We start from the raw sequence: 23,086 nt of genomic DNA on the forward strand, positions 1-23,086 counted from the left end.
TCTCCTCGCGTAAAATGCCGAGAAAATTCTACTTATCAATCCCCTTAATGGCAGGGGGGATTACCGAGGCACTTCCCGAAAGCAGCCGTTCGCCGCAAAAACATGAAGGAATGTGTCGCCAATTTTGTCGCGGGTGGGGTGGAAATTTGCGGCAGAGACGCGCGACAAATGAACATGAAGAAAAGCAATGGGTTGCGTCTTGGTGCGCGCTGTCGCGCAATTTACAAGTTACGCGACACCGCATGTCTCGGTAGGGTGGATTTCAGCCTGTCGGCTTACGGCCGACTGAAGCGGATACCGGACATTCGGTTTTTGGTCAAAATCGGACTGGCGACTTTAGAACGTCGGATGGGACAAGCGGGCGTCACGCCGGCACCACAGCCATCCGCCGATTGAATTGGTCCATCTGGATAATTTTTACGTGGATAACGCTACCAATTGTGAAGGCAGGATCCGACATGAATTCTGCCTTCATTTTGCTGGCAGGGATAAGCGCGTCAAGTTCGGGTTCCATATTAACAAATATGCCGAAGTCCTTGATCGCCAACACAGTCGCCAAATGGGTGCTGCCAACAGGATAACGAACGTGAGAGCCATACCAGGGTGGTGGGACGATAGAGCGCTCGAATTTCTCCACAGCGTGCAGGCTTTTTGTCAAGTCAGTTAGATCATCGAATGCTTTTGGATCACGAAAAGCATCTATGGCGCTACGCTCTCGTTCGCGCGATGCGCGGAGCATCTTTATTAAGTCGGCTGCATTAGAAAATGACGTGGCAGGAGTATAGTGAGTCTCTTCACTCTTTATACGTGCAGCTATTCCATCAGCCATATCCTTTTTGAAGAACCACGTATCTTCAGCCACTGCAGCGAGATAATAGACATCGGCCATCATCTGATTGTGCACTAGCCCGGCCGGAGCGAGCGCAATCAGATCTTCGTCGGTCAAGTTCTCAACGCGATAATCCTCCGTTATAACACAGAAGCCTCGGACCAAGTTCTCCAGCTCGCGTGCAAATACGGCATCCTCGACCCCATACCCTGACAGCTCCCTCCTAATCACTCCAACATGTTCATACCCTTTGAGCCGCTTGGGGCCGTGGACATCCATTCTTCCTAACAGTGTCCGTATAATCATTAAGCGAACGAAATAGTTCACCCTGGCATCGTGCTCGTCTACCTGGACAAGACTTTTCAAGTAGGCGTGCGAACTGTCGTAGAATCGCTGGTTAAGCCTTAGAAGTACCGTTGTTACTAGCTGTAACGGTAGAACATACTGCCCTTTCGATTGTCTTATTTTTAGGTACTCAGGCTCGCTGATATGGCCGCTCGTACAAAATTCTAAGAAGATCTCCAGCGCCCGGCGCATGTTCCTGCCTGATAAGCCAACAATCAGCCGGCGGACATGTAGCCCATGGTCAAATATCGATCGCATAATCGAAGACAAATAATAGGCCTGATCAGATGCGGGATAATCAACGTGCATTCCATTTGGAAGACTGTATCTAAGCATCTTGGAGCCTTTGGTGGCGATGCTATTGAGCGCCATTTGTACACGACTCTGGAGTATGTTTTGAAACAATGGAGGTTCGATTCTGAAAACCAGATCCTTCAAAGCAGTGTCGAGAGGCGGTTCATTCTGATGATTATCATAGGTCTCCTCTCGTAAGGGGAGTACGACTAATCCGGTAAATTCTCGTTGCAGCCACTGAGCAGCTTCGAACATAAGTAGCTGCTCGTCACGTAAACGCTTATCACAATTGTCCAATACAATAACGAGAAGTTTTCCGGTTTGAGCGATCAAATAGCGCGTCATGGCGAGCGCAGTTTTGTGTAGATCACTCATCAGACTGCTTAGAATATCGGCCAGCTTCGCGTTCCAGGCCGCCGTGTCTTTTTCCAAGAGGCGCCCTATCCCCTTGCGGAACGTAGTGATATCAGGGGCATGAACTGCCTTTATTACGTCTAGGTCGTCAAAATCCGTTTGAGGGCTTGCCAAACGGAGACCTTCCACAATCTCCCTTCGGAGCCAATCATAAATCTCTGAGCGCGAAATCGGCGCAGGATTCATATTGATGCGAACCCATACGGTCTTGGCTTTTATGTCTGCTGGTAGTGCAACCTCCTGCAAATAGTCTACGAAGGTTGTCTTCCCGGCCCCTGCGCTTCCAATTAACAGCAACACCTGTTGCTCGAGTTTTCTGCCGGTCCTAAAGGTTTTGATTATCTCATTCGGAGCGGCTGTATTCTCAATCGTTCTTGAGCGCGAGATGGATGGCGGAGTAGCCGCACGTATGATCCTATCGATGGGTTCAATATAACGCTCTCTCCTTTTAGAGGATATGTAACCAAGCTTGACAATGGCAACCCGATCTTGGTGATTAATCGGATTGAATATGTGAGAAAAATCGGCGGATATTGTGGCTCCAAACGTGTTTAGTGCAACCTCTTCTCTCTGTGTAGCACCTCCTCCTACAAGCTTTCGAGGTTTCCAGAGCTTTTGTGGCCGGAATCTTGGCAATAGCTTCTCATAGTCAGCTTTGACAGCCTTAAACCCAAACTCTGCCGTAAATTTCGACATCTTCTCTGAGGTAGGTCCGATCTCATCGTATGATAGATCATGCTTTGGATCAGCTTGGTCTGCGAGACCTGCAAGAAGGCGTGAACCATTTGTTGCGATCACCTTAGAGGCTGGATTCAGGCCAGTAGGATAAACTGCGTTTAGCTCAATTGCATAGAGGCGCGCTTCGCGAAATGCCTCTGCGAGGTCAATCCCTGGCGCTTTTGCCTCGACAATTATGAGCGGCATACCGCTCATCATTACGATATAATCCGGATAGTATATTTTGCTAGTATTGCCTTTTCCGATCGCAAAGCTTTTCAGATTGGCTTTGGTTTGAATGCCTGCGCCAGCGAAACCAAGGCCGCTAGGCGCCTCGGCGACAAGAAGGGGATATATGAACTTCTGCTCCACATCACTTTCGGTCGACATGTCAGCGCTAGCTGGCTTTTCAAATTGCATTGGCCCATACATCCCCATCATACCCACTATGGATTGGTAACATATCCCGCCGTTCGAGAACAGATCAGGAGCGACGCATGGGTATCTCATCCACAATAGAACCACCGGGACGCTAACAAAACTGTCGCAGCGCTCCTGTCTACGCCGGTCCTGCCCAAGCCACTGAACGTCCGGCTTTAGGGAACCCGCCCAGAGCCGGCGTACGGCTGGAAAGCCCCCCTGCTACCCCATGCCTGTAGTGTCCGCTTTCTGAAGGTAGCCAAAAACGGGGAATTACAAGGATGGGCGTGAAACTGCCGGATACGGACGATGCTGGCGGCGTCCTTTCGGGAGCGCCCAACGGGGGCATGAAGGTCGGAACGCAGACAACCTGTCCTCCTTGCAGGGACAGAGCCGTTATCGGCCCGTGCGAGCGAACGACCGCTTTGGGGATCGGCGCTGCTGGTGGCCGATAGCTTGGATGGGTCGCTTCTGGCTGTCGCGTAACTTAGGATTTATGCGACAAGGCAGACGGTAGCTGACGGGCCATTGTAACGGCAGCTTACCTTGAAACTCCATTGCAAACCCGCCTAGCCGCTATCGTGGCCAACCTTGCCGTTGGCGGAACGCCCGCTTCTCTTGCCGACGGCGAGGAAGCGGACCATCCGTTCCCCAACCAAGCCGATTATGCAGAAAACCCCCCAGCCCGGATGGGGCTGAGGGGTTTCTGCTAGTGACTGTAGCCTGTCGTCGGGAACGTGCCGAGCAACTTCTCGGTGCACGTGACGAGGGCTTCAGCATGGCCGTTGAGCGTTTTGGCCATATTTAGGACCCTCATCATCGATTCGGCGATGATGAAGGTTTGATCAGCGGATCCTCCCGCGGCCAACTTCTTCGCGACTTCGGCCGCGGTGGCACCGACGGCTTCGTTGTGAGCCGCCAGGCTTTGGACAAAGTCGCCGATCAGCAATTGCAGGCGAACCCGCTCCTCCGCCCATTGCGGGGCGGCGGATGCGGCATTTGTGTTGATGCCGGGGTTTCTGGCGTTTTGATCTTTAGTCATATATATTGTCCTTATAAAAAACACGCCAACAGTCATGCGCATGGCTGCATTATGCAGTCGTGAACACGAATTTTACCTCCAGGTTACTGGAGAGCTGTTGGATGGTGTCGGGGTGATTGCGCGCTGGACGCTCGAGGCAGCTAATTATAAGATTTTGCCGCTTGCAGACAGGGCCGCGATGTTTCCGCATTAGAGTGGAAGCAAGAGGCCCAGAGCGTCCGCATACGCAGGATGCGTCTGCACACAATATATAGAATATCGTAACGATAAAGTCAAGCTTAAATCACTGTTTTTATAAAAATTTTTAGGATTCGTCGTTGGATTTCCGGTTCTGCGCGATGAGGTGTTTTGCCACCAGTTTTGACTTCTTCCGCTCCTCCTCGATGGCGCTATAATATTTTGTTTCGGCGACATGGTCGCGCGCGCGATTGTAGTGCTTCGCATGCATCCGAGCACCGATCGACAGCAAGCTCGTGGCAATGCCGGGATGTTCGGGGTCATCAACAGGCGCATGCGTCCCGACGGCGTGGCGGAAGCGATGGGTGGCGAAGGGCAGCGTGAATTTCCGCCCCGAGCGGTTCCACATCGCGGTGGTCAAACCGGCCTCGGTTAACGCCGTGCCATCGGAGGAGACCCAGAGCGCGGTAGCCGCCTTGGCGATGCCGTTGGCTGTCACGCTCTTCATGGTGCGCAGAAGCAATGCCGGGCGGATTTCGGAGACGTAGCGGTTGATCCACGGGGTTAAGGTTTTGGGCGCATCAAACTCGATCCAGCGGCGATTTTTCACATCTTCGGGTTCAAATTTGAGGCGCCAGCCATCTGCGTTCCGAAACAGATGCTTCCCGATCTGCATTGCCGCGAAGCTGCGCCGGCGGATTGCGCGGCTGGCGAGCAGGCATATGATCAGCCCATCGCGATACTGCGCCAGCCGGCGCTGGGGCCGCTTTTGCGCATCAGCCTGCGCGAGCAACTCCAGCCCCCAGCCGTACAGTTCGGAAGGGTGTGGCACCGGAAATTCCTTACGGCGGCCTTTAAGGTGCGGCGAAAGCTTCACGCCATTGGGCGCCCAGATCCAGCGCCAGTCCCGTGTGGGCGCAAGAATTCGCATCGCGCAACTGATGCCCGAGATAGCCAGGACGCTCGATTGCGCGCAGTATCCCATTTCCTGCAACTCGCGCAGGTAGTCTGCGATCCGGGCCGGGGTTACCATCTGCGCGGGCGGTACGCGATCGTCCAGTTCTCCACGCCCATCCAGGAAAGTCAGCCAGCGCCCAAAATTTCGCGCCATCGTGTCGAGTGAGGATGGCCGCAACGATTTGCCGTAGCTGGCCTCGTCGAGATCATCTCCGGGCGCGGTTGCCTCCTGCCAAGCCTGCCGATAGGCGGCCGGCCATTCGTGCAGGCGGCGCCATTTCCGGCGCGGATCAGGATTTTTCGGCATGGAACGCCCCCTTTTTCGGACCTCTGGTGACCTTGCCGGGACGGAAACCCTCCAGCATCTGCCGGGCGACGCGCTTGGCAACCTGGCGCTCCTTAAGGACGGCATCATCATGCCGCGCCGCGGCGACGTCTTGCTCAAATGCGATATAAGATTTTATAGACGTTTCGAGTCGTTTATGACCGAGGAGGCGTCTCACGCCCTCGTAATCGCCGGGGTGGTAGTGCAGATGCAGCCAAGCACAAAAATGCCGGAACAGATGAGGGTGGACCTCAACCTTTGCATAGTCACGCACGGCACGTGTGATCCAGGAGCCAAGCAGATCCTTGGTCATCGGCTTTTCTTTTTTTCCGGGAAATATCCAGGGGTTTCCGGGCTTAGCCAGAAGAGGACGAAATTTCTCCAGCCAAATTTCAATAAGTTCAGCCGTCGCGGCTGGCAAAAGGCGTTCGATGGGCACCCCGTTTTTGACCTCGGTCTCATCGACGATTAAATACATGGCGCGGCTTTTACCGTTGGTTGCCCGGCGCAGTGAACGTTCCAGATGCAGCAAGTTCAGATTTCCGAGACGTGGTGCCACGACGGTGAGCAGTTCGATCATTACCGCGACACGCACTCGCCGGGCTGCATCAAGCGGGTCGGTGCATTTTTTTGCACCTTCCAGCAAAAATTGCGGCAGCATCATGATAATCGCGCGCGTGTTCGGCTCAATCATGGCGCGCAGCCGCTCACGGTTTTTCGACACGACGCCGTTATTCGCCGGCTCGACAATGCCCTTGATCCGGGCCAATTCCGCATGGACGTATGCATCAGCTTGGCAAAAGCGGGCGGCATGGCGCAGTGCCTCGATAATGCCAGCAACAAATGAGGAGCGCGGCTCCGCACCACGCTCGCGCAAAATCCGCACCACCGTTTTGACGCGGCTGGCCGGCGTAAACAAGCCGGCCAGGTTTGTGAGTTCTTTCGCATCATGCCCGGCATGAATCAGGGCGCTGGCCGCGCAACGAAGCTGATAAACCCGCAAGGCCACGGTGCTGGGTTTCAATGGCCGGCTGGGGCGGAATGGGCGCTGCTCTGCGGGGAGATCGAGGTCGTCATGCAACGCGCCAAGATTTTCAGGCGTCATAGCAGCTTTGAATTTATCAAGTTCTTGCCTGAATGATTCCATAAATTTCGTGGCCGGAAAAGTCAGGCGTGCCTTTTTGTCCGGCAAGACCAGCGCCTGTAGGCCCAATTCTCGGTAGCGATCGATCAGGCGCGCCCACTGATTGGTGACCTTGCGCAGGTAGGCCGTGCGGTCACTGATGATCGCACTCGCGGCCAGATCACGGCCAAACGCGGTGAACACAGCAGACGTCACGGCCTCGGGTTCGATGTTCCGGTCGCTGCAATAACGGGCGAGGCGAGTCAGGTGGTGACGGTCATATTCAGCATCCAGGCGGCGCTTCAGATCCAGCCACGCCGGCATCAGCCCGTCAGCGCCAGGCTGATGGGGGTGGGCCAGCCCCATGAGCGCCGCGACTTTATTGATGCCTGACCGGATGTTTTGCCGACGCTTAACTTGATGGCCGCGGAGCTTGGGTGTTAGCGCGAGGATGGTGTCAGATAGTGCCTGCAAGTCCAACCGAATGCCCTGCGGCGGCTGCCCCAGCAACTTTGCAGCCGAAATCAGCGCGGAGCGGTAATCGCGCCGCTTGGTGGGCGTCAGGTCGGGAGCGGTTTCCAAGAACGACAGCGCATCCGCGAAACTTGGAAATTTGCGAGCCTCGCTATTCGCAGCCGCTGGCGCGGGTGTCTCCGGCTGCGGTGGGGGGGCAAGGACAATCGTTTCGCGAGGTCTGCGGACCTTCGGGGCGATGGCCGGCTTGGCCGGCTCGCGGGGGGAGGCCGCGTTGCTGTTCTGCGGCGTCTGAAGTACGGGGGCGGACGCCTCGGCCTGCTGGTTGGGTGAGGTGGCGTCCGTGGCGTGCCCAGGCTCGGTCAGCTGGCTGTCGGCCGTTATGCTCGCTGGGAAAAAGGCCTCAAAATTGAATGAGATTTGCTCCATTTTTGCCTCCATGGAAGGTTGCGGAAACTTGCGGAAAGTCGGGAAAAGGGTGGGCAACGAATAAATCGCATTCATCGGCAGCCGTTTTCCCGACAGTGCCGTAAGATGCAGATTTCGTTGCCGTGCTACGCTGCACCGTCTTCACCGGAATTCGTGTGAAGGTAGACACCGCCGTCAGGCAGCGAAGCCCCGCCCCCCGAGGACATCGGAGGCGATTGGGGGGCGGTTGCAGCTGCTTCGCCGCCGGTGATCAGTTGCTCGATGTCGCTGATTTTGAAATAGAGCGAACGGCCAATCCGCACGCCAGATAGCAAGCCGCGCGACTCCCAGTTCCGCAGCGTGCGCGTCGTGCGGTGAAAGATCCGCGCGGCCTGAATGGCGGGCACCAGTGTATCGATGTTGGGCTCGGCGCAGTTGATGGACGGGGCGACGTCAAATGCCGCCGCGCCCTGTTCGTCAGCAGCTTCTGCAGGTTGGCAGTTATCGGTCATTTTGGAGGTGATCCGCTGCGGCGGCGTTATTGCGGGCAGCCTCGCGGGCCGTCTGGCGGCCCAGCAGCCGCGCCAGGTTCATGAAGGCCTGATCGACCGAAGGTGCTGCAGATTGGTGGCGGGGGCCCGAGAGCGGGGCTGCACCGTGTTGATCGCCGTTGGCGACACCGCCAGCCTGCGCTAATTGCACTTCGAGAGACGTGGGATTAGTGGCCTTGTGTCGCATGGCTGCCTCGTTGAGACACTCATCAACAACATCAGCGCATCATGCCGCCACCACAGCTTCCTGCAAGAATTCAACTTTTTTGGCTGGCCCTGATCTGCCAGGCAAGGTCGCTTACCGGCCGGCGACTATGTGATGCTCAGGGGCGCAGCTTATTCATGGTCATGTTTTTCAAAAAAGTACCGCAGCGCTGTCCTGATATTGGCCGACGATGCATTGACCGGATCGGCACACAGAACGGCCTCCACGAAATTGCCAAAGCTGTCACGATTCTGGCCGCTCGTCGGTGCATCGTCTCGATATTTTCGCCAGAAGGAGCCAAGGCATTCAACACCAAATTGCACGGCATCGGGCAATTCATGAGCGCCCGCGCGCTGGGGCGGCGTCGCAGCGACCAGCTTGCTCGCGTTCGCCGCCATTTCCGTGAGGAGCCCCTCGAACTCAACCAACTTGCTCACGGCGTCCGCATTGAGTGCCGGCCCGGCTGCCTGCAGGCCGGTGTGTGTAGCTTCGGGGTGAGCCGGGATTTCGCCGCCGCCGAAAAGCAGCCTGCGAGTCGTGGGGTCAATGTCCCCGAGGTGCCTTAGCAGCTTGATCGCCGCCGCCCCGGCCTGGCCAAGCTTTTTTTTACGTTCCGCCGGCGCGCCGAATTTTTTTGAGTCCTGCGCATATTTCGAAATTTCAGCCACGGCCGATTTTAGCCTCGGGCCGATGGCCGGATCGCCGAACCAAGCGTTTGCAATTTGCCGAAATGGGTCGTGTGAAGAATTTTTGCCGGTCATTTTCTCGCGCGCGCGTTAGGTTAGAATCTTAGGTTATGGTAGCTGGATAGGTCAGTATTACCAAGGGAACCTATTCTGGTGAGTGATGGGGCCAGGGCAAAGCAGGACCAACCCCGCCATTTGGCGAAGTTGGCCACTCACCTTAGCGAATCGGGGTCCTTTTCCGGAGCCGTGCCGTACGCCTTGGGCCGGACACGAAGAGGGGCGTGGCCGGATGGTTCGCTGCTTCTCGACGATTAACCCTATCGCCGGGCGTCCATGGGCCTCGAACCTGCGCAGTGCCCTTCGGATGGATGACGCCAACCCCACAGTATCCGGTGCAATCCAAGCGCTGCTGTCTCTGCCGACCACATGGACTGGCCAGCACCAAGCCAAGGCGACGCGTGCTGACCAGAATGGTAAACGCTGGTTTTCGGGCCTTTCGCCAGCAATTTGGTCTGCAAAAATTCGAATTTTTCGGCTGAGCTGCGCCATCGGCGGTGCCACCGTTGTCTTTGGCACTCGCATCCCGCAAAGTCACCATCGGCGGCTTATTGCCGCGAATCGGAGAGGCTGAATGGCACGGGAAGAGCGGTTTTTGGAGGTTCTGGCGGAACTTGGGGGCAGTGCCGGTAATGGCAGGCTCCAGGCGGAGCTGGGCTGGCAGGACGGCACCTATGCACGGGTGCAGGCGGCGCTGATCGAGGACGGGCGGATCGTCAAAGGCCGGGGCCGGGGCGGCTCCGTGGCCCTGGCGGAGCCATCCCAAGAGGAAGCCCGGGCGCCCGTGGCGCAGCCCAAGCCCGCCGCCCGGCCAGCCTCCCGCGCCAGTAACGGCAACGGCGGCACCAGCTTCGAGCAGATATTCAAGAACATCGACGATGTGCTGTGGAAGGAAGCCGGTTGCACCACCGAGCTGGACTATACCGAGCAGACCTCCTGGATGCTGTTCCTGAAATACCTGGACGATCTGGAATTCACCCGCGCCACCGAGGCGGAGCTGCACGGCCAGCCCTACACGCGCATCATCGCCGAGCCGCATAACTGGGCCTCCTGGGCCGCGCCCAAAAAGCCGGATGGCACCTTCGACCATGACCGCGCCCTCACCGGCTCGGACCTCATCGACTACGTGAACCGCGACCTCTTCCCCTACCTCCAGGGTTTCAAATCCCGCGCGGCGGGGCCGGACACCATCGAGTACAAAATCGGCGAAATCTTCTCGGAAATCCGCAGCAAGTTCCAGAGCGGCTATTCGCTACGGGACGCGCTGGAGCTGATCGACGGGCTGCATTTCCGCTCCCAGGCCGAGAAGCACGAGCTGTCCCACCTGTACGAAGCCAAGATCAAGAACATGGGCAATGCCGGCCGCAACGGGGGCGAATATTACACCCCGCGCCCGCTGATCCGCGCCATGATCGCCGTGGTGAAGCCCCAGATCGGCGAGCGCATCTATGACGGCGCGGCCGGGTCCGCCGGGTTCCTGTGCGAAGCCTTTGAGTATTTGAACGCACGCGCCAAAACCACGGCCGAGCGCGACACGCTGCAAAAGCGCACTTTTTACGCCAAGGAGAAGAAGAGCCTCGCCTATGTCATCGCCATCATGAACATGATCCTGCATGGCATCGAGGCGCCCAACGTCATCCACACCAACACCCTGGCCGAGAACATCGCCGATATTCAGGACAAGGACCGTTTTGATGTCATCCTCGCCAACCCGCCCTTTGGCGGCAAGGAGCGGCCGGAGGTGCAGCAGAACTTCCCCATCAAGACCGGGGAAACCGCCTTCCTGTTCCTCCAGCATTTTATAAAATCGCTGAAGGCCGGGGGACGGGCCGCCATCGTCATCAAGAACACGTTTCTGTCCAACTCTGACAACGCCTCCCGCGCCCTGCGCCAGGAGCTGCTGGAGAACTGCAATTTGCACACGGTGCTGGACTGCCCGAGCGGCACGTTCCAGGGCGCGGGGGTAAAAACGGTGGTGCTATTCTTCGAGAAAGGCGCGCCCACGCGGCGGGTTTGGTACTACCAGCTCGACCCTGGCCGTAGCATGGGCAAGACCAGCGCGCTGAATGATGCTGACCTCGCTGAGTTCGTCACGCTCCAGGCGAGCTTTGCGGACTCTGAGAAATCGTGGTCCGTGAATGCCTCCAGCATCGACCCCACCAGCTTCGATCTATCCGTAAAGAACCCCAACCAGGCCGAGGAGGTGGCGCTGCGCGACCCGCAGCACATTATTGCCGAGATTCTGCGTCTGGATGCGGAGAGTGCGGAAATCCTTGAAGGTATTCGGGGGCTGCTGTGATGGCAGGCTGGACTGTCCAAGACTTTGAAAGGTGTATCGAACCCGTCAAATACGGAACAAAAATCAAACGCGCGGATTTTCTTGAGTCGGGTGAATATCCTATCATCTCTCAAGAGGCCGAATTCATAAACGGTTATTGGCACGACGAGGCTGATCTCTACGCGCCAGATCGCCCCGTTATAATTTTTGGAGACCACACCAAGGCGCTGAAATACGTAGATTTCCCATTCGTTCTTGGCGCCGATGGGGTCAAAATTCTAAAGCCGAAAGCCTTTCTGAATCCAAAGTTTTTTTATTATTGGCTTCAGTCCATCCGTTTTGAGAGCCTTGGGTACGCACGCCATTATAGGCTATTACTTGAACAGATTGTTGCGTACCCGCCGCTCCCCGAGCAGAAGCGCATTGTCGCCATTCTCGATGAGGCCTTTGCGGGCATCGCAGCCGCAACCGCCAACGCCGAGAAGAACCTCGGCAACGCCCGCGAGCTGTTTGAAAATTATGTGGAATCTGTCTTCTTGCAGCAGAGCGAAAATTGGATTGAGAAATCGCTCGGATCAATTGGAGGCGATGTTTTCACAGGACCGTTCGGGTCTCTTTTGCATAAAGCGGACTATGTCACGGGCGGAACACCTCTGGTAAATCCAGCGCATATTATAGACGGAAAAATCATCCCTGATACGGAAAAAACCATCGATCCGGCCGCACTAGAGCGACTCCAAAATTATTGTCTTAAGGCGGGCGATGTTGTTATTGGTCGGCGAGGAGAAATTGGCCGATGTGCGGTTGTAACTGCACGAGAAGATGGCTGGCTTTGCGGCACAGGATGCTTTTATATCCGTGTATTTGAAAAAACAAACCCACATTTTTTGGCGGCGTTACTCCGTTCAAAACACTACCGCCAAAAGTTGGAAGCACTTTCCACAGGCGCAACAATGCTTAACCTGAGCAATACGACTCTTAGTGAGTTCAAAATTCGAGTTCCACACTTGGTAGAACAAAACAATCTCATGAAAGCCATGGAAGGTCTTTCAAAGCAAATTGAATTGCTTGAAATAGCTTACCAGAAGAAGCTGGCTGCATTGGCAGACCTCAAACAAGCCATCCTGCAGAAAGGCTTCTCCGGCGACCTCACCGCCCTCCCCGCAGCGGCCCTGCATGAGGAAGCTGCATGAACGAGGCGGAGACCCGCGCTGAGTTGATCGACCCCGCGCTAAAACAGGCGGGCTGGGGCGTGGTGGAAGCCAGCCGGGTGCGCCGGGAGGAGATTACGCTGGGCCGCCTGCAAGGGGCGGGCAAACGCGCACGCGGGGACATTGCCGATTACGTCCTCACCTACCGCAACCACAAGCTGGCGGTGATAGAGGCCAAGCGGCGGGATTTGCCGGATACCGAGGGCGTCGGCCAAGCCAAGAAATACGCCGAAAAACTTCAGGCCCGCTTCGCCTATTCCACCAATGGCGCGGGCATTTACGAGATAGACATGCATACCGGGGCGGAAGGCTATGTGCCCCGCTACCCTACGCCGGACGAACTCTGGGGCCGCGCCTTCGCCGAGCAGAACGCCTGGCGGGACCGCTTCGCCGCCATCCCGTTTGAGGACATGAGCGGCAAGGAGCCGATCCGTTATTACCAGGAAGTAGCCGTCAATAATACGCTGGAAGCCATCGCTAATGGCCGTAAACGTATCCTTCTCACGCTTGCTACCGGCACCGGCAAAACGACGATTGCCTTCCACCTGGCCTGGAAACTCTTTCAAAGCCGATGGAACCTTGGTGGACAGCCTACCCGCCGCCCACGTATTCTCTTCCTGGCAGACCGGAATAATCTTGCCGGACAAGCCATGTCAAAATTCACCGAGTTCTCGGCGTTTGAAGAGGACGCCTTTATCCGCATCGACCCCGATGTGATCCGCAAAAAGGGCCGCGTGCCGAAAAACGGCAGCATCTTCTTCACCATCTTCCAGACCTTTATGAGCGGCCGGGATGCCGAGGGGAACTCGGCGCCGAACTTTGGTGATTACCCGCCGGATTTTTTCGACTTCATCATCATCGACGAATGCCACCGGGGCGGCGCGAATGATGAGGGCTCCTGGCGCGGCATCCTGGAGCATTTTGCCCCCGCCGTGCAGCTCGGCCTCACCGCCACGCCCAAGCGCAAGGACAATGTGGACACCTACGCCTATTTCGGCGAGCCGGTTTATACCTACTCGCTGAAGGAGGGCATCAATGATGGGTTTCTGACGCCCTTCAAGGTGCGGCAATTTGCCACCACGCTGGATGATTACGTGTACACGCCCGATGACGAGGTGGTGGACGGCGCCGTGGTGGAGGGCAAACGCTACACCGAGGGCGATTTCAACCGGATTATCGAGATAAAGGCGCGGGAGGAATACCGCGTCCGCACGTTCATGGCCGAGATCGACCAGCGGCAGAAGACGCTGGTGTTCTGCGCCACGCAGGACCATGCGGCGGCGGTGCGGGACCTCATCAACCAGATAAAGACCAGCAAAGACCCGAATTACTGCGTGCGCGTAACGGCCAATGACGGGGCGCTGGGCGAGCAGTTTCTGCGGACCTTCCAGGATAACGAGAAGACCATCCCCACCATCCTCACCACCAGCCAGAAACTTTCAACCGGCGTGGATGCGCGGAATGTGCGCAACATCGTGCTCATGCGGCCGGTAAATTCCATGATCGAGTTCAAGCAGATCATCGGGCGCGGCACCCGGCTGTATGAAGGCAAGGATTATTTCACCATCCTGGATTTTGTCCGGGCGTATGAGATGTTCGAGGACCCGGAATGGGATGGCGAGCCGATGGAGCCGGTTGCGGTCACACCGCGCAACCTCACGGCTGCCAGAGAGCCAGAGGTGGAAGTCAGGCAATCCGAAGAGCCGGAACATGTCCAGCGCGTGAAGATCAAGCTGGCGGACGGCAAGGAGCGGACCATCCAGCATATCAGCACCACCAGCTTCTGGGGGCCGGATGGCAAGCCGATTTCCGCCAAGCAGTTCATGGAAAGCCTGTTCGGGCAGCTCCCGGAACTGTTCAGGGACGAGGAGGAGCTGCGGACCATCTGGGGCCGCCCAGACACGCGCAAGGCGCTGCTGAACACGCTGGCCGAACGGGGCTTTGGCGGCGAGCAGTTGGCAGAGATGGGTAAAGTGATAGATGCGCAGAAGAGCGATGTGTTCGACATCCTGGCCTACATCGCCTTCGCCCTGCCGCCCATCACCCGCGCCGAGCGCGTGGAGAAGCACCGGGGCGAAATCCTCCCCCGGTACGACGCCAAGCTCCAGGCATTCCTGGACTTCGTGATGGGCCAGTACGTGGCCCAGGGCGTGGAAGAGTTGGACCAGGACAAACTCGCCCGGCTGTTGGAGCTGCGTTACCAAACCCTGGCCGACGCCACGGCGGAGTTGGGCGCCGCGCCTGGTATTCGCGCGGCTTTTGTCGGGTTTCAGGAGTTTCTGTTTAGCCGGGATGCGCGGGGCTTATAGTTATCGGCGATGTTCGTATGACTAGAGATTGCGGTGCGGCAAATATTGGAAGGTAATCGTACCGTCGCCTTGGACAATTTATTGTGAAATGGGTCCCCCCCCGACCGAATTTTGCTTTGTCTGTGCAACTTTCAGCGCCCGGATAAACGCATCAAACAGAAGCGGTCGGCTTTTCCCGGCGCGTGTTATAATATGGAATTGTGAATCAAATCCAAATATATCTGGTCGGATCTCCGTCATCTCCAGCCGGTCGATCCAGTATTGTGCGTAGTGTACTGGCAAATGTCCGATAAAACGGCCCGACAAAATCAGCGTGGCAATCGCTTCCATTGTTCCGACACTGTTATATATTTTCAGGGATGGGAACAGGCGCTCTGCGCGTGCGTCTGTCATGTAGCTTCGATCAATGTAATCGCACATTTCAAGATCTTTCATCGAGATTTTATGCGGCTGGCGTGTAAATAGCGGATGACGTACACCACAAAACAATCCCTGGCGTTCGAGTATTACGGGGTGGTACGCTAGCAGGCTTAATTGCCGGTGGAATGAACCAAGCCCTGCATGCAGATATCCATCGATCACCTGCTTTTCAATTTCATTCGGTGAAGACGTAGAGATATGAATTCTTAAATCTGGCGACATCTCAAGAAAGATCGAGATAGCATCAGCTAGGCATAAGTTTTTATTGGTTAGTAGGGCATCGACCATACCAAGCCGGAGTTCGCCCACTAGCTGACGCCGCGCAGCGCCGGCCTCCACCGAAAAATCATTCAACGCACCCAGCAGCCGCTTTGCGGCAATGTAGATACTCTCACCATGCGGTGTGAGAGAAAAGCCAGACCTGCCACGCTGACATAATCTTACACCCAGACGTGTTTCGAGAGAGCGCATATGTGTGCTGATTGTCGGGGCGCTGAGATTTAGCTCGACTTGCGCAGCGGAAAAGCCATGGCATTCCACTACCGTTACAAACAAGCGAATCAGTCTGATGTCAATTCCGGATAGTTGGAGCATAAGTCTGGACGTCCTAACCCATGATATTTGCAGCTGATGCGCGCTAACTTCTACATAGCCCAAAGTGATTAACGGGCCAAATCGCCCCTGCGCCAGATCATACCGGATAGGGACCCGGAACTGATTTGGACGATGTACCGCTTGAAGGAGGCCCGTCCACGCAAAATTCTAACAAAAAATAAGTGTTATCAATAAATTAGCGCAATAAGTTAACGCGGGAATAGATAATTCATGCTACGTCGCGCATTTGTCGATATAGCAAAAGGCGCCGTCTATGCGCACTTCACTTTCAGAAAATTAAAACTTAATTTCGTAGGTTTCTAATTCTTTGATGCCATCCAATCAAATAGCGTAAAGTTACAAAAATTAAGTAACATGGAATTTCAGCCTCTTGTCGGGAAAGGAGATAAGCAGCGTCTGAATATCCTGAGATGAGGCCGCTCTACGCTTCCATCCGGTGGATGGATAGGCATGGCTAAGATTGAAGTGCGACATTAATAAATCGAAAGGCCGCTTAAAATATGAATGATTTTGATAGACCGCAGCCCATTGACGCCGCCGTGACGCCACGTTTCGTTGGCCCCGCGACATTCATGCGCCTTCCTCTACGGTCTTCTCCCGTCGGACTCGATGTGGCGCTCACGGGCGTTCCCTTTGATGGGGGGACAACCAACCGCCCTGGCGCGCGCCAGGGGCCACGCGAAGTTCGTAGCCAATCAACGCTGATCCGGCGCACACATCATGTGACGGGAATATCGCCCTACGACCTTGTGGCTGTCGCGGATATCGGTGATTCCCCAACAGATCCGTTTTCAATCGCAAATTCCTTGGAGTTTATTGAGGAGTTTTTTAAAGAGATTAAGGCGGCCGGTGCCGTACCTCTTGCGGTGGGCGGGGATCATTTAATCACGTTGCCCATTTTGCGCGCTCTGGCCCAAGAAGCGCCGGTCGGCCTCATTCATTTCGACGCCCATTCTGATACTAACGACACATATTTTGGCGGCGCGCGCTACACCCATGGAACGCCCTTCCGAAGAGCGATCGAAGAAGGACTTCTCGATCCTAAGCGGGTTATCCAAATCGGTATTCGTGGCTCCTCCTATGATGCAAATGAGCATCAATGGGCCTGCGACCAGGGGGTGACGATTCGTTATATCGAAGACGTCATGGCCAAGGGTGTGGACTTGATTATGGACGAGGCGATAAAACTTGTCGGTACCGGGCAGGTTTATCTGTCTTTTGACGTTGATGCTATTGACCCGTCCATGGCACCAGGCACGGGCACGCCCGAGATTGGTGGCTTGACCACGCGTGAAGCCCAGCTGATGCTGCGGCGCTTGCAGGGGCTGAACATCATCGGCGCCGATGTTGTGGAAGTCTCACCTGCGTACGATACTGCAGGGATGACAGCGCTTGTCGGTGCAACGCTTATGTTTGAGATTCTCTGCCTGATTGCAAGTCGGATTGAAACAGAATCAGGTTACGGCCGTGAGTGATCAAAATCAACTCGGTGCCACTCTGGGTTGGTTGACGAGCGAGCAGCATTTGGCTGCGTTACAAGCCGAGCGGACGGTAGACGGCGGACGTTTTCATGGAAAGACCGTGCTGGTAACGGGTGCGGGCAGTGGTATAGGTTTTGCCATTTGTGAGGCGTTCGCTCGTGAGGGCGCTACGATAATCGCCAATGATTTGCCGACTCAGCATAATCTGGTTGGGTTGAAGCAGGGGATCGAGGCGCGAGGAGGAACTTGTTTACTCCGTCACGGCGACGTTTCAGATCCGCAAACGGCCGCAGGCATTTTTGCGAATATTGAGAAGCTCGATGTGCTCGTTAATAACGCTGGCTACCTGGTTGAAGTCCCGCTGAGTGAAATGACGGACGCCCAATGGGATCACATGATAAAAGTGCATCTCTATGGCTCATTCTATTTCGCTCGCGGGGCGGTGGCTTTGATGCGGGAACAAGGCTTCGGCCGGATCATCAATATTGCCTCAGATCTCGGTCAACTCGGCTGCGAAAACCTTACGCATTACAGTGCTGCGAAGGGTGGCATCATCGCATTCACGAAAAGTCTTGCACGCGAACTCGGCAGTCAAGGAATTTTAGTCAATGCTGTAGCACCTGGCGGCATTCTGACGCCTTTGGTCGGCCGGCTGGGTAACGACTATATCGAGAAGGAAGCAAAACTCTATCCCCTGAAAAGGCTTGGCCTTCCCTCAGAAATTTCGGCAGTGGTTTTGTTTCTGGCCTCAAACGCCGCGACATTCATGACCGGCCAGGTCATAGGCGTAAATGGCGGTGGCGTTATGAATAGCTGAACGTTTGTCAAAAATTAGAAAAACATTCTTCGGAGGGCACCATGAGCTTTTTTGATCTAATCGGTTATGACCGCCATGGGGCGGTAACTGAAGTCGCCACGACACTGAATAAAGGGCGCCTAAATACCTATGGCGTAACGCTCGCAGCATTGGGTTTCAATGCACCGGCCTGGGTCGCAGCCTCGTCAATGTCCGTGCTTTATTCGATGGTGGGACACGCAGCCCCACTCTCCCTCGTCGTGGCCTACTTTTTCCCGATGTTGATTTTGGCATTCTGCCTAGTGCGTCTCGTTCGCGAGGCGCCATCCGCTGCGGGTGTGTTTACTTATGTCGAGCGCTTTCTACATCCGGGCATGGGTACAGTTCTTGGCTGGACTTACACGGTCATGGCCGCAACAGTCGCCCCCATGACAGCCGTCATCGGGGCTGAATATGTTCAGGCGCTGTTTCCGTCGCTGGCCGGCGACACGCAGGCGCGTATCATCGGCACCGTCATGATGCTGACTTTTTTTGCCGTCAGCTTCCGAGGCATCGAGTTGACGGCAAGGGTCGCAGGAATTTTCCTCGTATTCGAGATACTCGTCGTCTCAGGCCTTGGCCTATGCGGTATTTTGGATCCGCAGGTGCATAATCTGTCATTTACCGACTTGTACTCGGTCAAAGCCGCCGGTGGGTGGGGCTCTCTCGGCGCTGGCTTGCTGTTTGGTCTCTGGATGCTGGCGAATTTCGACTCTGCCATAAATTATATCGAAGAAGCTAAAGTGCCGGTTCGTACGGTCCAACGATCTCTTTTGTTGGTCCTGTCTCTGGCCTTCGTGATTTACAGCCTCGCCGCGATTGGCTGGCAATATGCTGTTCCGGTTGATAAGCTTTCTAAAATTGTCGAGGACGGCAACGGCGGACCTATTGCTGCCGTCGCGAATGTTTATTTGCCGCATTCATTAGCCTGGATCGCGCTTTTCGTTGTTATCACATCGTGCTGTGCTGGCATGCAGATTTCCATAAATTCTGGTGCACGAACGATGTATCGGATGAGTGCTGAGGGGCATCTGCCGGGTATTTTTGGCAAAACCAACCAGTACAAGGCACCTTTTATATCGGTCGCGAGCGTAGTGGCTTTCGGTATTATATTGGTTTGGCTCAAGCCGCTTGCCAAAATCATCTTTTACTATGACACGGTCACGATTACCCTGGTTTTGAGCTACGCCGCGATGCTGGCCGCTGCCATCCGGCTGTTCTGGATGAAGCATAGTGCTGGTGTAGCGGCCATGCTGACCATTCTGCCGGCATTTTCAATATTGGTGATCTTGTATGTCGGCTATAGTGCCGGCATGTCGCCAGGTGACCCCGGCGATCTTTACGATGCTTGGTATATTGGTGTGGCCGTTGTTGCTATCGGTACAATGCTGGCCTTCATGAAGCGCAAGCCGAGTGCTGCTGTAGATCAGCCGGTTATCCCAACCGCCACCGCGCCGGGAGATGCAAGATGAACTCAGTTGATCTCAGCGGGCGGGTAACTGTTATCACTGGTGCCAGTATGGGGATCGGCCTTGGCCTTGCCAGGGCATTCCGCGATGCCGGCGCGGATTTGCATATAGTCGCCAACGATGATTCGATTATGGAGGTTGCGCGGGGACTTGGCGCAACCGGCCACCAAGCTGATATTGCGATCGAGGCGGATATCCAGAGCTTTATGACTAATATTCCGCATATCGATATATTGGTTAATAATGCGGGGTTTGAACGCGTAACCCCGCTAGCGGATTGCAGCGCCGAAAACGAGGCAATTTTCCGCCGGATTATCGATATTAATATTACAGGAACCTTTCTGGTCACCAGAGCGGCCTTGCCAATGATGTCTGCCGGCGGACGGATCATCAGTACCTCCTCTATTTGGGGGCGTGTTGGGGAGCCTCTGTTCAGCGCCTACGTCGCCTCCAAACACGCGATCATCGGCATGACCAAGGTTTGGGCCAAGGAACTCGGATCCCGACGGATTACCGCAAATGCGATCTGCCCTGGCTGGGTGCGAACCGAAAACTCACTTCGTTCGTTAGCGCGCCTGGCTGAGCATTCCGGCGTACAAGAAGCAACACTTCTCGAAAATATCCTGAGTGCGCAGGCTTTACCAGGATTAATGGAGCCCGATGACATCGCAGGCACCTATATTTTTCTGGCTTCAAATCTTGCCAGCAATGTGACAGGGCAATCCTTTTGCGTCGATCGTGGCGAAGTGCCGTGGTAAAGCCGCAATCTGTACAAGATAGGAGATAAAGATGGTCGATAGCGTGTTTATGGCGGAACTAAGCTGGCCGGAATTTAAGCAAAAGATGGACGAGAACGTCATTGTCTTTCTACCTTTGGGCGCCACAGAGCAACATGGCCCGCATTTACCACTCAGTGTGGATGTGGTGTTGCCAACGGGCGTGTGCGAGCGGGTTGCCCATGAGGTCAATGGTATTGTTGCGCCAGCTTTGCCCTATGGCTGCCGGTCGCAACCAAAAACGGGTGGAGGCGAGGGATTTCCCGGAACCACCAGCCTGGATGCACACACATTCTCACTGGTGGTTCGCGATGTCGTACGCCAGCTCGTTCAATCTGGTGTGAGGCGTCTGGTTTTGGTGAACGGACATTTTGAAAACTACGCGCCCGCAACAGAAGGGGTGGACCTCGCTCTGCGCGAATTACGCCGCGATGGCATCACCGATGTCAAAATCGTGCGCCTAGCCTACTGGGATTTCATTACGAAAGAGACGCTCGACCGCGTGTTCCCTAATGGCTGTCCGGGCATTGAGCTTGAACATGCTAGCTTGATGGAAACGTCGTTGATGCTGCTGTTGAAACCAGCGCTGGTGATGATGGAGAAAATCCCCTCGGACGGTCCTGCTCATTTTCCGCCCTATGATCTTTCCCCGGTTCCGGAGAATTTTGTGCCGGCCTCGGGAGTGTTGGCAGTGGCGCATGGTGCCAGTGTAGAAAATGGCCGATTGCTGTTTGATGAACATGTCGAGCGCATTGTTGCTGCTTTGCACGAGATTTTTTAACTGGCATGCAACCAAAAATGAGCGACTTCTTGTGTAAAATTCAGTGCAGTTAATGCAGAATTTGTTGATGCCCCTCGGTTTGATCGTGGGCTATCTCGAAATCGATTCTGACAAGATTACTTGGTGCGCGGATAACGGCGATTAGCCTGAAAGCAGCAAATCAAGTTGGTGGCGTGCCCACGATTTGTACGTATTGGTTTCCAGAATTACGGATGAGTTTCTATTCCCTTCGTCGTGAGCCGGCATAGAACGGCCAGCTATAAATCCAATTCGCAGATGAAGCGCCCACCTTTGGTATTAAATTCAATTTCGACTGCGACTTTTCCGCGCCCGAGTAGGCGATTCGGCACACCTTCGATTTTGACTTTCGTGGTGCTCGAAACAGCCTCCTCTTTGTGATCTTTTTGTCTCTCCATACGGTACAACTTTAAACATTCGCGAATGCTGAGATTTTTGAAGCATGTTGAAATCTCTCTATTTTCTTCCAGGCATTTTCGTACGGCGTAGGTCAAGGCTAAGCTTTGGTTGCTCGCTCGTTGGATGTCGCCGGCTCCGCCGAGACATTTGATCACGAAGAGATACGGGTTTCTGCGATTCGCTTGAGTAGCCCTTTGATGGTCAAAATTTTGGGCAAATTCGTCGATGTCAAAATTGTTAGAGTGAACTATTATGCCGATATCGGCGAGGTATTGCCGTGCGGCATATTCAGATTTTTCATCGGTGACGTTCATCGTCTTGATTGCCGCGCGACAACGTTCGACGATCGCGTTAAATTCCTCTGTTTGCCGCTCACTTTCAAATGCTATAGTGAGATTCTGGTTATCGAGAACAATGTCATTTTCGTCGTCTGATGGCGGTGAGGCAGGGTTTTCGCTACGTATCGAAAAATCTGGCGGCAAAATATTGTGATGAAATTGGTCGGCATTGCCGGCCAGGTAGCCGGGGTCAGAATTTTGCATAGAGATGATGTGATCGTGATCCATAGCGGTTGTGTCCTTGAGCTTGGCTTTCAAAATGAAAGCCTTCACTCCCGATTATTCAACCAAACGATGAAAGTAATGAATCATTTTTTATTTTCTTAATACTGCAAGTCATAATTTTAAAAATAAACCAAAAAATGCCTTCGATTTGAGATTCCGTATAGCTATGTGTGCCACGGATTGATGATGGTAATCCCACATTGTTCGAAATCCGCCACATTGCGGGTGGCGAGCGTCGCACCGCGGGAGCGGGCGATGGCGGCGATTTGCGCGTCGGCCTGGGAGATAGGCCGCCCGGCCTGGCGGCGCGCCGTGGCGATCTCGGCAAAGGCGATGGCGGCCTGGCTGTCGAAGGGTAGGATGCGCCCGCCAAAATCCTCCACCAGCATGGCTTCAATGGTCACAGCCAGCGCGGAGCGGCGTTTGCCGGCAGGCAGCAGCGCCACGCCATAGCGCAGTTCGGCCTCGGTAATGGCGGAGATGAACACGCTGGCTGCGGGTTGCTCGGCAAGCCACCGTTCAACTGCGGCTTCCGGGGTTGGCCGCATCAGCTCAGAGAGGACGTTGGTATCGAGGAGGATCATTCCTCGAAGCTCGGGGGGGCTCGCATTGCATCGCGCGGCACCGCTGGAAGTTCCACCCCGCCAAGGGGGGCGAAACGGGCGCGGATGGCGGTGGCGAGGTTGGCTTGCCGTTTTGGTTCGTGGTTGAGGGCGGAGCGGATAATATCCCGTGCCTCGTCTTCCATCGAACGGCCATGAACAGCCGCCTGGACACGCAGGCGCGATTTCAGGGAATCGTCCAGGTTCCTGATTGTGATGCTCGCCATGGTTTCACCTCCGTCAGCAATGATGCGATTATAAGCATTGATTGCAAGCTGCGCCAGTGTGCCACGATCGGCCGGCAG

The 23,086-nt window shown here is 55.3% G+C and carries 18 protein-coding genes; 8 read left to right on the forward strand and 10 right to left on the reverse strand.

The window, feature by feature from the left end; translation table 11 throughout:
- Nucleotides 1-364: 364 nt before the first annotated feature.
- The 6 genes from QQJ84_RS08115 to QQJ84_RS08140 all read right to left on the reverse strand — a co-directional run bounded on the left by QQJ84_RS08115 (nt 365) and on the right by QQJ84_RS08140 (nt 9,042).
- A complete protein-coding gene (locus QQJ84_RS08115; protein WP_284257630.1) occupies nt 365-3,019 on the reverse strand; it encodes a S1 RNA-binding domain-containing protein in 2,655 nt (884 codons plus the stop codon).
- A 709-nt stretch (nt 3,020-3,728) separates the two neighbouring features.
- Complete coding sequence (locus QQJ84_RS08120; RefSeq protein ID WP_284257631.1) at nt 3,729-4,061, reverse strand: hypothetical protein; 333 nt, start codon at nt 4,059-4,061, stop codon at nt 3,729-3,731.
- Nucleotides 4,062-4,365: 304 nt separating this feature from the next.
- The gene (locus QQJ84_RS08125; protein WP_284257632.1) at nt 4,366-5,502 is read right to left on the reverse strand and encodes a site-specific integrase; all 1,137 of its coding nucleotides are present in this window, start codon (nt 5,500-5,502) and stop codon (nt 4,366-4,368) included.
- Nucleotides 5,486-7,621, reverse strand: coding sequence for a site-specific integrase (locus tag QQJ84_RS08130; protein ID WP_284257633.1), 2,136 nt, complete (start codon nt 7,619-7,621; stop codon nt 5,486-5,488). The genes QQJ84_RS08125 and QQJ84_RS08130 overlap by 17 nt, the downstream gene beginning before the upstream one ends.
- Nucleotides 7,622-7,671: 50 nt before the next feature.
- Complete coding sequence (locus QQJ84_RS08135; protein ID WP_284257634.1) at nt 7,672-8,037, reverse strand: helix-turn-helix domain-containing protein; 366 nt, start codon at nt 8,035-8,037, stop codon at nt 7,672-7,674.
- 375 nt (nt 8,038-8,412) lie between these two features.
- Nucleotides 8,413-9,042, reverse strand: a complete 630-nt coding sequence (locus QQJ84_RS08140) for a hypothetical protein (protein ID WP_284257635.1) — start codon at nt 9,040-9,042, stop codon at nt 8,413-8,415.
- Nucleotides 9,043-9,598: 556 nt separating this feature from the next.
- Between QQJ84_RS08140 and QQJ84_RS08145 the strand changes: the two genes are divergently transcribed.
- Genes QQJ84_RS08145 through hsdR form a run of 3 tightly spaced genes read left to right on the forward strand, consistent with a single transcriptional unit; the run spans nt 9,599 to nt 14,822 of the window.
- Nucleotides 9,599-11,323 carry an N-6 DNA methylase gene (locus QQJ84_RS08145; RefSeq protein ID WP_284257636.1) on the forward strand — a complete coding sequence of 575 codons (1,725 nt, stop codon included), beginning with the start codon at nt 9,599-9,601 and terminating at the stop codon, nt 11,321-11,323.
- Complete coding sequence (locus QQJ84_RS08150; protein ID WP_284257637.1) at nt 11,323-12,495, forward strand: restriction endonuclease subunit S; 1,173 nt, start codon at nt 11,323-11,325, stop codon at nt 12,493-12,495. Before QQJ84_RS08145 ends, QQJ84_RS08150 begins: the two co-directional genes overlap by 1 nt.
- Entirely contained in the window at nt 12,492-14,822 is a 2,331-nt protein-coding gene (hsdR, locus tag QQJ84_RS08155) for an EcoAI/FtnUII family type I restriction enzme subunit R (protein ID WP_284257638.1), read from the forward strand. Before QQJ84_RS08150 ends, hsdR begins: the two co-directional genes overlap by 4 nt.
- Nucleotides 14,823-14,900: 78 nt before the next feature.
- Here the strand turns inward: hsdR and QQJ84_RS08160 are convergent, their stop codons facing one another.
- A complete protein-coding gene (locus QQJ84_RS08160) occupies nt 14,901-15,836 on the reverse strand; it encodes a LysR family transcriptional regulator (protein WP_284257639.1) in 936 nt (311 codons plus the stop codon).
- Nucleotides 15,837-16,357: 521 nt separating this feature from the next.
- Between QQJ84_RS08160 and speB the strand changes: the two genes are divergently transcribed.
- The 5 genes from speB to QQJ84_RS08185 are packed head-to-tail and all read left to right on the forward strand — an operon-like array spanning nt 16,358 to nt 21,199.
- Nucleotides 16,358-17,332, forward strand: a complete 975-nt coding sequence (gene speB / locus QQJ84_RS08165) for an agmatinase (protein WP_284257640.1) — start codon at nt 16,358-16,360, stop codon at nt 17,330-17,332.
- Nucleotides 17,325-18,155: an SDR family NAD(P)-dependent oxidoreductase gene (locus tag QQJ84_RS08170; RefSeq protein ID WP_284257641.1), complete on the forward strand. Its 831-nt coding sequence runs from the start codon at nt 17,325-17,327 to the stop codon at nt 18,153-18,155. Before speB ends, QQJ84_RS08170 begins: the two co-directional genes overlap by 8 nt.
- 41 nt (nt 18,156-18,196) lie before the next feature.
- Nucleotides 18,197-19,645, forward strand: coding sequence for an APC family permease (locus QQJ84_RS08175; protein WP_284257642.1), 1,449 nt, complete (start codon nt 18,197-18,199; stop codon nt 19,643-19,645).
- Complete coding sequence (locus QQJ84_RS08180) at nt 19,642-20,400, forward strand: SDR family NAD(P)-dependent oxidoreductase (protein WP_284257644.1); 759 nt, start codon at nt 19,642-19,644, stop codon at nt 20,398-20,400. Before QQJ84_RS08175 ends, QQJ84_RS08180 begins: the two co-directional genes overlap by 4 nt.
- A gap of 31 nt (nt 20,401-20,431) precedes the next feature.
- On the forward strand, nt 20,432-21,199 hold the full coding sequence (locus QQJ84_RS08185) for a creatininase (protein WP_284257645.1): 768 nt from the start codon (nt 20,432-20,434) through the stop codon (nt 21,197-21,199).
- A gap of 257 nt (nt 21,200-21,456) precedes the next feature.
- On the opposite strand, the gene QQJ84_RS08190 is transcribed toward QQJ84_RS08185, so the two are convergent.
- The 3 genes from QQJ84_RS08190 to QQJ84_RS08200 all read right to left on the reverse strand — a co-directional run bounded on the left by QQJ84_RS08190 (nt 21,457) and on the right by QQJ84_RS08200 (nt 23,008).
- Nucleotides 21,457-22,212, reverse strand: a complete 756-nt coding sequence (locus QQJ84_RS08190; protein ID WP_284257646.1) for a hypothetical protein — start codon at nt 22,210-22,212, stop codon at nt 21,457-21,459.
- A 131-nt stretch (nt 22,213-22,343) separates the two neighbouring features.
- Nucleotides 22,344-22,763, reverse strand: coding sequence for a type II toxin-antitoxin system VapC family toxin (locus QQJ84_RS08195; protein WP_284257647.1), 420 nt, complete (start codon nt 22,761-22,763; stop codon nt 22,344-22,346).
- Nucleotides 22,760-23,008 (reverse strand): FitA-like ribbon-helix-helix domain-containing protein, encoded by a 249-nt coding sequence (locus QQJ84_RS08200; RefSeq protein ID WP_284257648.1) that lies wholly within the window; start codon nt 23,006-23,008, stop codon nt 22,760-22,762. Before QQJ84_RS08200 ends, QQJ84_RS08195 begins: the two co-directional genes overlap by 4 nt.
- Nucleotides 23,009-23,086 lie beyond the last annotated feature (78 nt).

Source organism: Acidocella aquatica, assembly GCF_030160635.1.
GTDB lineage: Bacteria > Pseudomonadota > Alphaproteobacteria > Acetobacterales > Acetobacteraceae > Acidocella > Acidocella aquatica.